The following is a 13,865-nucleotide window of genomic DNA, read 5'->3' on the forward strand; positions in this document are numbered from 1 at the left end:
AGACCATTGAATCACGCCACAACCAGTTACTGTCATCTGATGAAAAAGGCTGTGCATAACAGAATCAGGACTGACTGGCATCAGGGTCATGTGCTTCAGCAGCAAATACATAAAATGAAGCAAGATATAAAGAATGAAGGAAAAATCGAGTATGAAAAACGTACAGAATTGTCTGAAGTAACTTCCCTGCAGCATTGACGCCGCAGGGAATCTATTTATGGTGTAACTATATTGAACCAGAACTCAAACTTGTCCATATAGCCCAGCATCTCATCCAGTTTCGCAGCATTACCGGTAACGTTGACTTCTCCTTTATCTTGAGCCTGCTTCAGGGTTTCTTCCTTCAGGATAATTTTATTCAGCGTGTCACGGTTCAGAGTAATCGTGGCATCAGCGTCTTTCGCTTCAGCATTAGCCGTGTGGTTCAGCACGCCATTTTCCAGCTCAAGCTTGTACTTTCCGCCGTCGCTGCCAAGGTCAATATTAAACACCGCCCGGGCATTACCCGCTTTTTCACCGTTGATATGTACAGCCAGGAAATCGAAGAACATTTCAGGGGTCATTGCCCGAACGGTATCCGGACTTGCTGTATTTGGCGTCGGACCTTTAACCACACCGTTACGCAGCTCCTGCGCACCGGTCAGGTAGAAGTTACGCCATGGACCAGATTCAGCCTGATACCCCAATTGTTCCAGCGCATCGGCTTCAAGGTTACGTGCATTCTGGTTATTTGGATCGGCAAACACGACCTTACTCACCACCTGAGCAACCCAACGGTAGTTCCCCTGGTCAAAGTCTGCTTTGGCTTTCTGAAGAATCGCATCGGCACCGCCCATGTATTCAACAAATTTCTTAGCCGCTTCTTCGGGTGGCAGCTCATCAAGGGTTGCCGGATTGCCATCGAACCAACCGAGATACAGCACATACGTTGCTTTTACGTCATGGCTGATGGAGCCGTAATAGCCGCGGTTGGCCCAGGTTTTTGCCAGGCTATCCGGTAGTTTGAAGTTGGCCGCTATTTCGTCGCGAGTCAGACCTTCATTGGCCATACGCAGAGTCTGGTCATTGATATAACGATACAGGTCTCGCTGGCTTTTCAGCAGACCAACAACATTCTCGTTACCCCAGGTCGGCCAGTGGTGCTGGGCCATAATAATTTCAGCTTTGTCACCCCAACGCACTATAGCTTCGTTGATATATTTCGACCACGGCAACGGCTCACGAATTTTTGCGCCGCGTAGCGAGTAAGTGTTATGCAGGGTGTGAGTGACGTCCTCTGCGGCTTCGATGAGTTTCTTCTCTTCGATGAACCACAGCATTTCCGAAGGGGCTTCCGAACCAGGGGCCAGCATAAAGTCGTAAGTCAGGCCATCAATCACTTCTTTCTGGCCGTCTTTATCGATGATATTAGTGGGCGCAATCAGTGTCACCGTCCCCGCAGAGGTGGTCGTCCCCAGTCCGGCGCCAACCTGGCCGGAGGCATCTGGTTTCAGGAGGTTGCCATACATATAGCTGGCACGGCGGCTCATCACGTTGCCGGCCATAATATTCTCGGCTACTGCTGCCTCCATAAAGCCAGCAGGCGCATACACTTTCACCTTGCCGGATTTCACGTCCGCTTCATCGACAACGCCACGCACACCGCCATAGTGGTCAACATGGCTATGAGTATAAATGATGGCGACAACAGGCTTATTGCCACGGTTTTTGAAATACAAATCCATACCGGCTTTGGCTGTTTCCGCAGAAACCAGCGGATCGACAACCGTAATCCCCTCTTTACCTTCGATAATCGTCATATTGGATAAATCAAGGTTACGAATCTGGTAGACGCCGTCTGTTACTTCAAACAAGCCACTGATATTGATTAGTTGGGACTGACGCCACAGACTAGGGTTAACAGTGTCAGGAGATTTTTCCCCTTCTTTTATGAAAGCGTACTGCTGTGGATTCCAGATGACATTCCCTTGCTCTCCCTTAATCACCTCTTCAGGTAAACCAGCGATAAAGCCTTTATGGGCATTCGTGAAATCGGTGTTATCAGAGAAAGGAAGTTGGTTATAAAGCGCATTGTTAGCTTGCTTGGTTGAAGCAGTGGCACCTTTTGGGGCTTCCTGTGCAAATAAAGGTGTCAGCGCAGTGGAAGAGAGTAGCCCCGCCAGCGCAAAACTTTTAACGATCAACTTAAGCCTCATTTGTACCCCTCATGTAAAAATATTCTGTATCACTCAGTCTGGTCGATTAATTATCTGTTAATTCAAACAATTAAAGTTATTGCTGACCATTTTCTCTCTTTTAAATATAACCAAAACGTTACATTTCGCTATTTATGGATACAAATAAATCGTGTTTTACGTCTGCCAGTTACATCCTCTTTTAGTAAGTGGGGTAAGCTCGCTTCCAGTTTCCGGGAGACACTATAATTCTCCCCCCTACTACAGGAATTGTGACTATAAGTTCGTCACTGTGGAGCAAAAATCATCTCATCAGCCAAAAATGCAGCCTGGCCTGATAGCTTTTCCATTTTTCACCGTGAAGTATCTCCGCACTACACTGGATAGTAATTATTCATAATATGAGGCGATTAAGGATGGGGCAGGATTCGGACGACTGGCGCCGTACCTCCAGTGCTGGAAGGGTATGGCAGGATCATAAAGATATGGTCAGGCAAGCGCTACGTGTAAGTATTCCGTGGTTCACATTTGTGAATATCAGCTTTGCGCTTATCATTTTATTTCGCCACATACTCATCAGTGACTTTGACAAGTCGATCAGTGCACAGACTGGAATACTGCCTTTAATAGACGATATTATGGGCAGTATTATTGTTTTTTCGTTCCTGATACTCCTTTTCATTTACCGCCTTCCGACCAGATTTACTCCTCTTTGTCTGGTGATGCTGCTGATTCTCAGTCTGATGTGGAGCTATTGTAGCTACTGTTTTATTGTCTGGTGGCAGCTGCCTTTTGCCTGGCCTCTCAGTGTCATCCTTATGCTTACCGCGCTGGCTGCGCTTTATTACCATCTGCTAGCGTTGCTACTTTTCATCGTCCCGTTATGGCTGACCGCCCTACTGGCCAGTGTGCAGCTTAACCAGTATGTGAATATCCGGTTTTTATTAGTCTGGCTTACTCTTACCGCCATACTCATTTATGGTCGCTTTATCCTGCAGCGCTGGTTTGATGAAGCCTGGTTGCGTTACCAGGAAAACCGGATGCTTATCGCGCGTCTCGACGTTATGGCTCACCAGGATGCACTGACCGGGACCGCTAATCGACGTTCAATGGAAAGTTTTCTTGGGGATGCTCTCCGCCAGACGGAGCCGTTTGCACTGATCATGCTCGATGTGGACTATTTCAAAAACTATAACGACCATTATGGTCACCAGGCTGGCGATGCCTGTCTGGCAAAGGTGGCCTGTGTAGTGAAGAGGTCGATTCGTACTCCGGCAGACCTGGTGGCACGTTACGGGGGCGAGGAGTTTGTCGTTGTGCTGCCTTCTTCGTCGCTGAATGAAGCAGCACTGGTTGCTCAACGTATTCAGACAAACCTGCGTGAAACCGCACTGCCGCATGCAGCATCTGCGGTTAGCGAAACGGTCACCGTCAGCATGGGCATCACCCTTTCCACAGCCGGTGACACTGTTACCGGCATTATTGCCAGAGCGGACGAGGCCCTTTATCGGGCTAAACAACAGGGACGTAATCGTTGGGTAAAGTAAAACCAGTTGCCCGGTGTTTGATACAGATGATCACCTTGCCATACTCAGATAATTAAAACTGAATATTTGGAAGCAAAAAAGAGAGTCGGACTCACGGAACCTTTGCGCTGGTACAGCCTGAATATCAGATAAAATTATGTCCAGCCGCAGACAACCAGTTGACAGTGGAATATTCCTGGTGTTGTGAACAAGGCGACATTCACAACACGACTGTGCTCACGGAATTCAAATGCCGAACGGGTGATTACGATATTCACTACCTCTGCAAAGTTATATTATTCGATTTTCATGCAGATTTCGCCTCCCGGTAATGTCCCGGATAAAATGCCAGTACCCTTTGCATCGTCACGCTGTTCCGGCACTCCGTACAGATAACGTTTCTGGTCCGGTCGTAGGAACTCACGACACCTTCCGGCGTTTTCAGAAAGCGGGTAATCCTGGCATCCTCACGTTTCTGCTTCCAAAGCAGGAAAGCCTGTTCCGAAGGAAAAATACCGCTTCTCCCGGCCTGATACAGATCCCCACAACTTTCCGCCTTTTCCAGGTAGTGGCGGGCTGTAAAAATGGTTAACCCTGTTATCTTCCGCAGCTCTCCAAACGTCATCCGACCGTGTGTTCGTATCAGTTCCGTCAGGCGCTTCTGTATTTCAGCTTTCTGCGCCGGTGTGTAATTTCTGCTCATAAGTCCCCCCCTGTTAAAGCCTTCCCGCCGCCTTACGCCGTCTGAATTCTTCCATCATCAGTTGTGCCGGGGTTGGCCCTGCCGGATGGCGCGGCGCTGTAAGTTGACGGCGTACCGGCGGTAGCCACAACGGAAATCCGAAAAGTTCTGGCGCTGGGTGACTGTGACACCATGAGTTTTGTCAGCGCCATCGTTCAGTGTACCCAGCTTGGGCTGGAACCCGGCGGCGCGCTCGGTCATGCCTATCATACCGGGCAGTCGTCAAACCTCCGGGATCGCGCATCGTCAACGATGCAGGTGATCGTGAACAAGATATAGTTTTCCACAGTTCGTACAGGATAGGCCTCCTTATTGCTGCCTTCGCAGTGACAGTAACTGTCCCTGTGTTTTCACATCCTAACCTACCATGTCCCCGATAAGTTAAGTATATGAGCGTAGAGGAGCTTTTCGACCATGGGCACAACCTCTAAATCTGAAGGGAGTTCATCAATAGATACAATAATGAACGTTTCTTTAAAGATCTTTGTAGTCAGTCCCTGTTAGGTTGTCGTGACATAAGAATATCGCTTAATTTTGAATACAGGGAAATGTAATTGATTATAAATGTTGGACATGTAGCTACAGAAAAATTCGACACAACTGGAGTGAGCGCCTGTAACAACCAACAGAGTACTTCAGTTGATTTATCCTCCTGTATTATTAATGCTGCTTCAGAATGTACCGTTTTTGTCAGAACAATAATAAAGAAATCGGACAGTTATGATGCTATGCAAATTGACAGGCTTAAAATTGATACGCAGGAAAAATACGACGCTCTTAATTTACAAAGAGAACATCACAAGAAATTTCTGCAAACTATAAAAGCAAACTCTTTTGACAGAGCTATGGCTGAAAGACCAGAAAACCCAATATCTCTGAGTCTAATATATTCTTCCATTGATTCAATAAAATATAACACAGGGAACTGTGCTGATATGTCGCTAATTTTAGGTGCGATTATTGCAAAATATATACCACAAAGACTAACCGGAATAGGATTTTCGAAAAATAATGTATTTGATGCCAGAATAAGCACATCCCTTATGTATAATAGCGCGTCAGGAGGGAATCATGTGGTCGTTTTTTTGACTTTTACTGATTCAAAAGGAATATCGGAATATATACTTGACCCTTGGCTGGATGCGCGCATTTTCAAAAAGGAAGAGTCATATGAAATTTATAAAAACAATAGCAGTGAATATATCAATGAAAATCATTGCTTCGAAGCATACGATAAATACACTGCCATAATGAATAGCGCAGAATATATAGACGCCATAACAAAGACAATAAATCTTTTATATAGAGTTAATCTTGATGAAATTCAATTAACAAATCCATTTAAGTTTATATAATTAACTCTTATGGCTGATTAAAGGAGTGTTATTTTCCCATGAATGGCATCAAAGGCATGTTACTCGCCGGAAATTTTCTGTACAACGTCGAAACGCCAACATCATAAATAATCGCTACCTGCTGTCACGGTACTCCGGCCCTAATGAGGCGCCCGGCTGCGCCCATTGTTCCTGTGATTATTATTTAATAACGATTACGAAAGCAAAAACTCAACTAACTGAATTAAATAGAATTAAACAAAAGTGACATATAAAAATGTACTTAATTATGTACTTTTGAAATCGTCAGCATACGATCTGCTGATCAACATACGACGTTACATCACAATAGTGAACTGTACGACCTATAAACACGATTACAGTCAGTTCTGACTAAACAGCAGGCAGCCTACCAAGGCACGCTCTTGCAAACAACGTGACTGCGGTAATCCATCACATCAGAAATGTGAAAAATCAGGGTGAAAATTTAATTGAAGCTGTCACTTAACCCGAAGCAGGTCTTCATAGCGGATAGTATATCGTGGCGAGAGGATCTCCCGTTTAATATACCACTATTATTGGATTCCCTGCCCAGTATAGGTTACCGGTGCAATGGAGAGAAGACAATCTCATCTGTAGTCTACTGATCAAACATTAGGGTAAGAGTAATGAAAAAAGTATATTTTATGTTTGTTATCTTGTTGTCACTTTCAGGTATTCATTCCGCGATGGCAAAACCCTGGCAGGAGATTAAAGAAAGCAAAGAGTTACGTGTGGGGGTGCCTGGTGACTATGCTCCCCTCGCATTTCACAACAAACAAAATAAATTAATCGGTTTTGATATTGATATGGCATATTCACTGGGCAAAGCTCTGCACCTGAATATCCTGTTTGTACCTGGCAGTTGGCCTACACTGTCAACTGACCTGGCAGCAGACAAATTTGATATTGCAATGGGAGGGATTACAGAAACTCCCGGCAGAAGAAAACAGTTCGCACTTTCTGCTCCGGTACTTAAAAATGGGAAAATAGCGCTGACGCAATGTAACAGGATTAATGACTTCAAATCTCTTGAAGATATTGACCGTAAGGGCGTGCGGATTGTTGTTAATCCAGGTGGTACAAATCTGGACTATGTTGACAAGCATATCAGGTATGCAGATGTTATTCGCGAAAAAGATAATGATGCCACTCTGCAGAGGATTCGTGAACGCAGCGCTGATGTCATGTTTACCGACTTGCTCGAAGGTACTTATTACCAGAACAAAGAGCCAGGCGTCTTCTGCGTATCAACCAGGAGTATCCTCCCCGACACTGCCGGTAATAAAGTCTATATGATGGCGAAGGATAATCAGTATCTTCTTGATGCTGTAAATAGCTGGTTATCTGATGAAAACAGAATCATACTTGCCAGAAAGTGGCAGATAAATCCAGAGTAGCCGCCACAAAGTTTTGACAAGCACCATTGCCGACTGACGAACAGAACTGGCGCGGGGTGAAAGCAGTGACGACGATAAAGCCAGCCAGGCTAAATGGATGGCTTATATCAGGAAGCTTAAAACGCTGGACTTAACAGGCGTTTCAGATGAGGCCACCTTCACAGCAATCAGATGGTCTGCATTATCACAGTAATACTACTAACTTGCAGTTTTTTAGGCGTTAGTTTGGTTCTGGTATCTACACGAGTTCATTCAGATACAAGTAAATTTTCTGTAGAGAATGAAATTACTACACTTATTATTCCATTTCAAAGTAAATACTTGCTTAACAATCAGTAGACAGACAAGAAAAATTTTCGCCTCTGCTTTATCCTGGTAAAAGGATTGCGGTAAAAGTTAAGAAGGCAGCATAACTCTCAACTATGTGGATAATATTATGAATAAATTTAACAGTGTATTGTTAGCGCTGGTTTTTGCTATATCAGCCATAACATTTTCTTCATCTGCAATGGCCACTGAAAGCGGTAATAAAGGATTCCCGGGCATTTCGTTTCCGTGGTGTAAAATCTGGCCAGCAGGTATATCAATCCCAGCACTACCAGAGGGTAAAATATGCTGGTAAACGAAACAACCTTTTATTAACCGGGGTGATTAATTACCGTGTAAACAAGTAATTTGTGATACATGGATAATTAAAATACCACAGTAACGACTACAGACTGGCTGGTTTATCCGGCCAGGAGAGGCAGATGTATGCACCCTGTTTACCATTACGCTGTAGAGTTCCCATGCTTCCAGCCGTTTAATCTCGTCATCTGTGGCAAATCATTCACAGTATTTACGTTCTTTCCCATACATTCCCCTGCCAAATCACCTGACCGCCAGATACATCTCAATCCGTTTCCACTTCGGCGCGCCAGGCACGGTCATTCCGTCCAGGAATATCAAATTGGCTTCTTTTTTCGTGCGCAGCGCATTGTCGTAAAGGTAGTCGTGGATTATTGCCGCTTTAGCGTATTTGCCGTCTGGCGGCATGACTGACCAGAAGATGCGTGGAACGGTGGCGAGATCAGTTACAAATCCGGCTGGTACGCTGATTACGTCGCTGTTGTCGTCGCTGAGGTAAAATTCAAAAGGTTCATGTACACGCCAAAGGTAGTGGCCAGGCATTTCAAGAATGGCCGGGGTTGTGAAGCAGCTCATAATACATTCCTTAACGGTTTTCCGGCCAGCCAACCACGTAATCCAGTACAGCCTGTGCGTTGGTGAGACTGTTCACTTCGTCCTTCATCTGCCGCTGGCGTTCGTGGATTTTAAAACCCACCAGTACCATGTTTTGTTGCATAGCGGCTTCGAGTTTAATCAGTTCGTCTGCGCTCATTGGCACATCGATGTTATCTGCATCCGTCCAGAAGAATCCTGGCGGTAGCGCTCCCTGTTTTGCCACCGCCGTTACTGGCGACAGTCGGTCCTGCGACGCTTTACCGCAGTCCCAGTGGTGATCATTCAGTGTGAACGGATAGTTACCGTTTTCCTGCGCATTACGCCACGCATTAATCTCAGCGTATTTCTGACCGAGTGCGGTCGCAAGGTCAGCCACCCACTGACCGTTTTCAAATTTATCTATTGGTGATGTGGGGGCCTGTGTGGTGGTGTTCTCCGGTAACGGGCCGGGTTTTGAAATATAAATCGGATTGCCGGTTTGCGTGTCGCACACTGTTTCGCCGCGATGGTCTTCGTTCAGACTCCACGTTTCGGTTTCAGAGTCAAATACAGCAATATGACTGGCTGGAATATCAGGAGGGGCAATATCGGTACAGTTTGACGGTAATCCGGTATGTGGCGCTACCGTCGGCAATATCCTGTCCGGCAGTGCCTGTCACCATTACCGAAACATTACTGCCTTCACCGGCACTCCAGACCTGCGCGACGATACGGTAATGCTCCTGGATATTTTGTGTCTGCGGTCACAGTGAACAGTCCAGATACAACGAACTCAGTTCCGGATCATCCCCGGTACCGGCGATAATCCCTGTGTTCTGGTCGTTAACACTGGCTGTGATGGCCCTCTCCCTGAAATACCGCTCCACAGCATTCAGCAACCCATCCGGTTTACGGTTACCGATGAATGATTTTCGTGAGGCAATTGTGGAAGGAAGAATAACAACGAATCCGGTTGAGCCAACCCGAGCACCTGAAATTAAGGTTGCCAGGGAACGCTTGCAACTGGAAACGTATAACGCCACACGAGCGGCAGCAGAGCATATGCCTGCATGGTTCCCTCTCGCGATGGATTTAGCGCTCGTTACTGGTCAACGTAGGGAGGATATCGTAAATATGAAATTTAGTGATGTTTTTGACAACCGCTTATACGTAACTCAGATCAAAACCGGAATGAAAATAGCCATTCCCCTCTCCCTGACACTTCGGGCGACGGGGTTACGCCTGGGAACGGTAATCGATCGCTGCCGACTGGTAAGCCGCACTGATTTCATGATCAGTGCCGGAATCAGGAAAAATAGCCCAACCGGGAATATTCATCCGGATGGATTGACAAAGACATTTGTAAAAGCAAGAAAAGCCTCCGGTGTTAACTTCAGCAATAATCCACCGACATTTCACGAGATCCGAAGTCTGGCCGGGCGGCTGTACAAAAACGAGCACGGCGAGGTGTTCGCCCAAAAACTCCTGGGCCACACATCAGCGAACACCACGAAACTCTATCTCGATGAGCGTGATGATAAAACTTATATGATGCTCTAATACTCCAATTTTCGTTGTGAAATAAATGTTAAATTTAATTTGATTGTGATATAACCAAAAAGACCGGAATACAGAAATTCGGACAAATTTCGGATATTTTCGGACAAGCGTTTTTAATTGTTTGATTTATAAGAAAAATAAAAAGAGACCGAATACGATTCCTGTATTCGGTCCAGGGAAATGGCTCTTGGGAGAGAGCCGTGCGCTAAAAGTTGGCATTAATGCAGGCTAAATCGCCTTGCCCTTTAAGAATAGATGACGACGCCAGGTTTTCCAGTTTGTGACGAAGGTGATTGAAAAAACCTGGCGTTTTGTCTGTCATCAGAGATAAAAAAACCGTAAGTCTTTTCGTGAAGGTTTACGGTTTTTTATTAAAAATCAGTCAGCTATTGGATGGATCACAAAGCTTTTGCGCACGTTCGATAAACGGTGCCAGACTCATTTTCTCACCGGGCTTCGCCGGGTTATCGATTTGAATGACGACAATAGGCTGAGCGCGCGTTTTACCCTCCGCTACTTGCTGTTCGGCAATGACATTCAAGGGATACTGCACCAGCGTACTGGGGTTGATCACATAGAGCGCCTGGCCAGGCCGACAGGTCAACATGACCTCTTCCCGATTAAACGCCCACTTGTCTTTTCCTACTTCAAAACGACTTACGGTAATCACCTGCGGCGCCGCCAACGCTACGCCCGAAGTGGCCAGCAGAAGCGCCGGAAGGAGTATTTTTTTCATTCGTTATGCCAGTCCATCAGAAAGGTTCGAGGGTTGCAAACAGGCTGACGATCGCCAGAACTATGCCTCCAACTCCCCATTCAATTTGCGTCATCCTGACAAACCATAGGTCAGTCCGGGGATTTTCCTGTCGCATACGTGGTACGAGAACATACCGATTCGTCAGCGCAATTGCTACCATAAGCACCACCAGCGCACATTTTAACAAAAGCAACTGTCCATAGGTGGTCTGCCAGATAGCGGTAAATCCCGTGATAAATAGCGTGTTGCCAATGCCTGTGAGCAATACGCCCGCCACAAAAAAGTGACCATAACGAGAAAAACGCATCATGGCGCTAATAGCATGTTGACGCCAGCGTCCCTGAGCCATGCGCATACAATAAACCACTGGTAACAGCCCGCCAAACCAGGCTGCGGCACAGAGCAAATGCAGAGCATGGTTAATCTGCTGTAATGTTCCCGCTACACCGTCGCGCATCGTCGCATGTCCAACGCCTGCCAGCAGGATAAACTGAGCAACGGTTAGAATAAGAAGCCGTCGTTGCATTTTTACCGGCGCAATGACTACCACCACCAGCGTGACCAGCGCGAGGATAATTTGCCATATCCAGACCGCGCCAAAGCGGGTTTGCAGTACCGCGCCCCACACCGAGACGGAAAAAACATCGGGCCAGCCGCCGCCCATCAGTCCGCCCTGAATCGCCAGCATAAAAGCCGCGCTAATAACGCTCCAGGCGGCGGCATGTCGTTGCAGATGTAAAAATCGACGCGTCATTAAACGACGAATTGATGCGGGTGCCAGCCAGGCGCCGTAAAGCGCGCAGCCGTAGACCAGCATCAAACTAGCAAAATGAATAAATCGGAGAGTTATCCAGACGAATGTCAGCATCATTTATTTCACGCTGAAGGTGTATTTCCCTTTTGTTTTATGTCCATCCACCGACACAACGTGCCAGTCTACCGTGTAAGCGCCAGATTTTAACGGCTGCTCAGGCGGGATAATCAACTGCGTTTTATCCTGTTCATTTCGCTTTGCCGGGCGCGTTTTGATGAGCTCTTGCTGAGGGCCAGTAATGGTTGCGCCGCTGAACCCTGGCTCAATCCCTTCAGAAAAGTTCAGGGTCAGCGCCTGTGGCGAGGCCGTAACGGCAGCATTCGCCGCTGGATACTGATGCGTCAGGTGCGCATGTGCCCAGGCCGCTGGCGGCGCAAATGTCGATGCCAGCAGCAGTAAAGCTAAACGTCGCGATGGTGCAGAAGAAGCCATATTCACTATTCCTTTTTGTTATACCTACGTTACAAAGAATAACCTTCAACAATCAATGAGTCGAGGATCATCATTTCCATCTTGCCATTACCGCGGACTCTTAGTACCTTCTGGCGGCAACAAAAAAGGAGACGCGTATGAAAACGAATCTGGCTCAGCTTGAACAAGCGGAAATGGATAAAGTCAATGTGGACCTGGCGGCAGCCGGGGTGGCATTTAAAGAGCGCTACAATATGCCAGTTGTCGCGGAGGTGGTCGAACGTGAGCAGCCAGAGCATCTACGCGCCTGGTTTCGCGAGCGGCTGATTGCCCATCGTCTGGCTTCCGTATCACTATCCCGACTCCCTTACGAACCCAAAGTTAAATAAAAATTATATAACGTTACACTTCCTTACATGCAGACGACTACATTATAAGGCGATTCTTAACCTATGCTTTTTAGAATGGCTGTAGAGACTATGAAAAGGAAGTCATTATGTCCTCCTGGAAAATTGCTGCTGCGCAGTATGCGCCCCTGAACGCCTCGCCGGCGGAGCATGTCGCCCATCATCTGGAATATATTGAGCTTGCGGCTCGTCAACAGTGCGAACTGCTGGTCTTTCCGTCGCTGTCGCTATTAGGCTGCGACGAAAGAAATAAATCGTTGCCCGCCCCGCCTGACGAGGCGCTTTTACAGCCGCTCACTCATGCGGCCGATACCCACCATATGACTATCATTGTGGGTATGCCTGTTGAGCATAACTGCCGCTTCGTAAAAGGCATCGCTATTTTTGCCCCATGGCTAACGTCGCCGCTCATGTTTCACAAAAGTCATGGCGCCTGTATTGCCAGGCAGCGAAGCGCTATCAACGTGGTGGATGAGCAGCCAGAAGGTGGTGATATAGATCCCTCATTTACGTTATTCACAACCAGTCAATGTCTTAACGAGCCTGAACTCCATGCTTCTACCTCACGCTTACAACGTTTTTCGCATAAATATGCGCTGGCCGTACTGATGGCCAATGCCTGTGGCAGTAGCGCGCTGTGGGATGAAAGCGGGCAACTTATTGTTCGTGCCGATTGCGGTTCGCTATTACTGACGGGTCTGCGCACAACGGAGGGTTGGCAAGGCGATATCATTCCATTACGCTAAGGTCTTTCGGTGAGGAATGAATCATGTTGCGGATTATAGACACGGAAACCTGCGGGCTGCAGGGCGGGATCGTAGAGATAGCCTCTGTTGATGTCATTGATGGCAACATTGTCAATCCCATGAGTCACCTGATACGCCCCGATCGCCCTATTACGCCGCAGGCGATGGCGATACACCGTATTACCGAAGCCATGGTTGCCGATAAGCCGTGGATTCAAGATGTCATACCGCTTTATTACGGTAGTGAGTGGTATGTCGCTCACAATGCCAGTTTCGACAGACGCGTATTACCTGAATTGCCGGGTGAGTGGATCTGTACCATGAAGTTGTCGCGACGCCTGTGGCCGGGAATAAAATACAGCAATATGGCGCTCTATAAATCGCGCAAACTAAGCGTACAAACGCCGCCGGGGCTGCACCATCACCGGGCGCTTTATGATTGCTATATCACCGCCGCCTTGCTTATTGATATTATGCAAACCACCGGCTGGACCGCGGAAGAAATGGTCAATATCACGGGCCGTCCTGCGCTGTTAACCACTTTCCCGTTCGGTAAATACCGCGGTAAGGCGGTATCTGAAGTCGCAAAACGCGATCCGGGCTATTTACGCTGGCTTTTTAATAACCTTGATAATATGAGCCCGGAACTTCGCCTGACGCTTAAACACTACCTGGAAGATGTTCAGGCTGGCGAGCAACGCAGCAATGGAACACCACAATAACCCGCAACGCTGACAAGCCATTGCGGGCGC

Annotated in this window: 14 protein-coding genes and 7 pseudogenes; 10 read left to right on the forward strand and 11 right to left on the reverse strand. The window is 47.2% G+C overall.

The window, feature by feature from the left end; genetic code table 11:
* Nucleotides 1-215: 215 nt before the first annotated feature.
* Nucleotides 216-2,195 (reverse strand): alkyl/aryl-sulfatase, encoded by a 1,980-nt coding sequence (locus ACLD3P_RS06845; protein WP_115285945.1) that lies wholly within the window; start codon nt 2,193-2,195, stop codon nt 216-218.
* A gap of 395 nt (nt 2,196-2,590) precedes the next feature.
* Between ACLD3P_RS06845 and ACLD3P_RS06850 the strand changes: the two genes are divergently transcribed.
* The gene (locus tag ACLD3P_RS06850; RefSeq protein ID WP_131046093.1) at nt 2,591-3,721 is read left to right on the forward strand and encodes a GGDEF domain-containing protein; all 1,131 of its coding nucleotides are present in this window, start codon (nt 2,591-2,593) and stop codon (nt 3,719-3,721) included.
* A 286-nt stretch (nt 3,722-4,007) separates the two neighbouring features.
* Here ACLD3P_RS06850 and ACLD3P_RS06855 read toward each other — a convergent pair whose 3' ends face one another.
* A complete protein-coding gene (locus ACLD3P_RS06855; RefSeq protein ID WP_023258701.1) occupies nt 4,008-4,403 on the reverse strand; it encodes a DUF977 family protein in 396 nt (131 codons plus the stop codon).
* Nucleotides 4,404-4,416: 13 nt separating this feature from the next.
* A pseudogene (locus tag ACLD3P_RS06860) lies at nt 4,417-4,527 on the reverse strand (replication protein); the annotation flags it as partial.
* On the opposite strand from ACLD3P_RS06860, the pseudogene ACLD3P_RS06865 reads away from it, so the two are divergent.
* Nucleotides 4,524-4,709: pseudogene (locus tag ACLD3P_RS06865) on the forward strand (recombinase RecT); the annotation flags it as partial. The pseudogenes ACLD3P_RS06860 and ACLD3P_RS06865 overlap by 4 nt on opposite strands.
* A gap of 287 nt (nt 4,710-4,996) precedes the next feature.
* Nucleotides 4,997-5,797 (forward strand): hypothetical protein, encoded by an 801-nt coding sequence (locus ACLD3P_RS06870; RefSeq protein ID WP_001536069.1) that lies wholly within the window; start codon nt 4,997-4,999, stop codon nt 5,795-5,797.
* A gap of 28 nt (nt 5,798-5,825) precedes the next feature.
* Here the strand turns inward: ACLD3P_RS06870 and ACLD3P_RS06875 are convergent.
* Nucleotides 5,826-5,968, reverse strand: a pseudogene (locus ACLD3P_RS06875) (helix-turn-helix domain-containing protein); the annotation flags it as partial.
* A gap of 476 nt (nt 5,969-6,444) precedes the next feature.
* Here ACLD3P_RS06875 and ACLD3P_RS06880 point away from each other — a divergent pair.
* From ACLD3P_RS06880 to ACLD3P_RS06890, 3 genes and pseudogenes are all read left to right on the forward strand, one after another.
* The gene (locus ACLD3P_RS06880) at nt 6,445-7,215 is read left to right on the forward strand and encodes a transporter substrate-binding domain-containing protein (RefSeq protein ID WP_411006460.1); all 771 of its coding nucleotides are present in this window, start codon (nt 6,445-6,447) and stop codon (nt 7,213-7,215) included.
* A 16-nt stretch (nt 7,216-7,231) separates the two neighbouring features.
* A pseudogene (locus ACLD3P_RS06885) lies at nt 7,232-7,408 on the forward strand (tail fiber assembly protein); the annotation flags it as partial.
* A 243-nt stretch (nt 7,409-7,651) separates the two neighbouring features.
* Complete coding sequence (locus ACLD3P_RS06890; protein WP_411006459.1) at nt 7,652-7,837, forward strand: PagK family vesicle-borne virulence factor; 186 nt, start codon at nt 7,652-7,654, stop codon at nt 7,835-7,837.
* 90 nt (nt 7,838-7,927) lie between these two features.
* On the opposite strand, the pseudogene ACLD3P_RS06895 reads toward ACLD3P_RS06890, so the two are convergent.
* The 4 genes and pseudogenes from ACLD3P_RS06895 to ACLD3P_RS06910 all read right to left on the reverse strand — a co-directional run.
* Nucleotides 7,928-8,037, reverse strand: a pseudogene (locus ACLD3P_RS06895) (tail fiber assembly protein); the annotation flags it as partial.
* A gap of 48 nt (nt 8,038-8,085) precedes the next feature.
* Nucleotides 8,086-8,418 (reverse strand): DUF1353 domain-containing protein, encoded by a 333-nt coding sequence (locus ACLD3P_RS06900; RefSeq protein ID WP_220569834.1) that lies wholly within the window; start codon nt 8,416-8,418, stop codon nt 8,086-8,088.
* 10 nt (nt 8,419-8,428) lie between these two features.
* The gene (locus ACLD3P_RS06905) at nt 8,429-9,088 is read right to left on the reverse strand and encodes a DUF4376 domain-containing protein (protein ID WP_253777006.1); all 660 of its coding nucleotides are present in this window, start codon (nt 9,086-9,088) and stop codon (nt 8,429-8,431) included.
* Nucleotides 9,060-9,347: pseudogene (locus ACLD3P_RS06910) on the reverse strand (hypothetical protein); the annotation flags it as partial. The gene ACLD3P_RS06905 and the pseudogene ACLD3P_RS06910, both read right to left, overlap by 29 nt.
* A 1-nt stretch (nt 9,348) precedes the next feature.
* Between ACLD3P_RS06910 and ACLD3P_RS06915 the strand changes: the two are divergent.
* A pseudogene (locus tag ACLD3P_RS06915) lies at nt 9,349-9,978 on the forward strand (tyrosine-type recombinase/integrase); the annotation flags it as partial.
* Between the two features lie 382 nt (nt 9,979-10,360).
* Here ACLD3P_RS06915 and ACLD3P_RS06920 read toward each other — a convergent pair.
* The 3 genes from ACLD3P_RS06920 to yobA are packed head-to-tail and all read right to left on the reverse strand — an operon-like array spanning nt 10,361 to nt 11,981.
* On the reverse strand, nt 10,361-10,714 hold the full coding sequence (locus tag ACLD3P_RS06920; RefSeq protein WP_131046095.1) for a YebY family protein: 354 nt from the start codon (nt 10,712-10,714) through the stop codon (nt 10,361-10,363).
* Nucleotides 10,715-10,730: 16 nt separating this feature from the next.
* Nucleotides 10,731-11,606, reverse strand: coding sequence for a copper homeostasis membrane protein CopD (gene copD / locus ACLD3P_RS06925; RefSeq protein WP_000979696.1), 876 nt, complete (start codon nt 11,604-11,606; stop codon nt 10,731-10,733).
* Complete coding sequence (gene yobA, locus ACLD3P_RS06930) at nt 11,607-11,981, reverse strand: CopC domain-containing protein YobA (RefSeq protein WP_131046096.1); 375 nt, start codon at nt 11,979-11,981, stop codon at nt 11,607-11,609.
* Nucleotides 11,982-12,118: 137 nt separating this feature from the next.
* Between yobA and ACLD3P_RS06935 the strand changes: the two genes are divergently transcribed.
* The 3 genes from ACLD3P_RS06935 (at nt 12,119) to exoX (ending at nt 13,835) form a co-directional block, all read left to right on the forward strand.
* Nucleotides 12,119-12,349, forward strand: coding sequence for a DNA polymerase III subunit theta (locus tag ACLD3P_RS06935; protein ID WP_000856225.1), 231 nt, complete (start codon nt 12,119-12,121; stop codon nt 12,347-12,349).
* A gap of 107 nt (nt 12,350-12,456) precedes the next feature.
* Entirely contained in the window at nt 12,457-13,113 is a 657-nt protein-coding gene (locus ACLD3P_RS06940) for a carbon-nitrogen hydrolase family protein (RefSeq protein WP_000100257.1), read from the forward strand.
* A gap of 23 nt (nt 13,114-13,136) precedes the next feature.
* On the forward strand, nt 13,137-13,835 hold the full coding sequence (gene exoX, locus ACLD3P_RS06945; protein WP_411006458.1) for an exodeoxyribonuclease X: 699 nt from the start codon (nt 13,137-13,139) through the stop codon (nt 13,833-13,835).
* Nucleotides 13,836-13,865 lie beyond the last annotated feature (30 nt).

It is taken from the genome of Salmonella sp. 741265073_HBA (genome assembly GCF_046569105.1).
GTDB classification, from domain to species: domain Bacteria; phylum Pseudomonadota; class Gammaproteobacteria; order Enterobacterales; family Enterobacteriaceae; genus Salmonella; species Salmonella enterica.

Excerpts from the sequence above, each read along its gene's own strand:
- ACLD3P_RS06845 (WP_115285945.1), bottom strand. The coding sequence starts at position 2,195 with ATGAGGCTTAAGTTGATCGTTAAAAGTTTTGCGCTGGCGGGGCTACTC.
- ACLD3P_RS06850 (WP_131046093.1), top strand. The coding sequence starts at position 2,591 with ATGGGGCAGGATTCGGACGACTGGCGCCGTACCTCCAGTGCTGGAAGG.
- ACLD3P_RS06855 (WP_023258701.1), bottom strand. The coding sequence starts at position 4,403 with ATGAGCAGAAATTACACACCGGCGCAGAAAGCTGAAATACAGAAGCGC.
- ACLD3P_RS06880 (WP_411006460.1), top strand. The coding sequence starts at position 6,445 with ATGAAAAAAGTATATTTTATGTTTGTTATCTTGTTGTCACTTTCAGGT.
- ACLD3P_RS06890 (WP_411006459.1), top strand. The coding sequence starts at position 7,652 with ATGAATAAATTTAACAGTGTATTGTTAGCGCTGGTTTTTGCTATATCA.
- ACLD3P_RS06900 (WP_220569834.1), bottom strand. The coding sequence starts at position 8,418 with ATGAGCTGCTTCACAACCCCGGCCATTCTTGAAATGCCTGGCCACTAC.
- ACLD3P_RS06920 (WP_131046095.1), bottom strand. The coding sequence starts at position 10,714 with ATGAAAAAAATACTCCTTCCGGCGCTTCTGCTGGCCACTTCGGGCGTA.
- copD (WP_000979696.1), bottom strand. The coding sequence starts at position 11,606 with ATGATGCTGACATTCGTCTGGATAACTCTCCGATTTATTCATTTTGCT.
- yobA (WP_131046096.1), bottom strand. The coding sequence starts at position 11,981 with ATGGCTTCTTCTGCACCATCGCGACGTTTAGCTTTACTGCTGCTGGCA.
- ACLD3P_RS06935 (WP_000856225.1), top strand. The coding sequence starts at position 12,119 with ATGAAAACGAATCTGGCTCAGCTTGAACAAGCGGAAATGGATAAAGTC.
- ACLD3P_RS06940 (WP_000100257.1), top strand. The coding sequence starts at position 12,457 with ATGTCCTCCTGGAAAATTGCTGCTGCGCAGTATGCGCCCCTGAACGCC.
- exoX (WP_411006458.1), top strand. The coding sequence starts at position 13,137 with ATGTTGCGGATTATAGACACGGAAACCTGCGGGCTGCAGGGCGGGATC.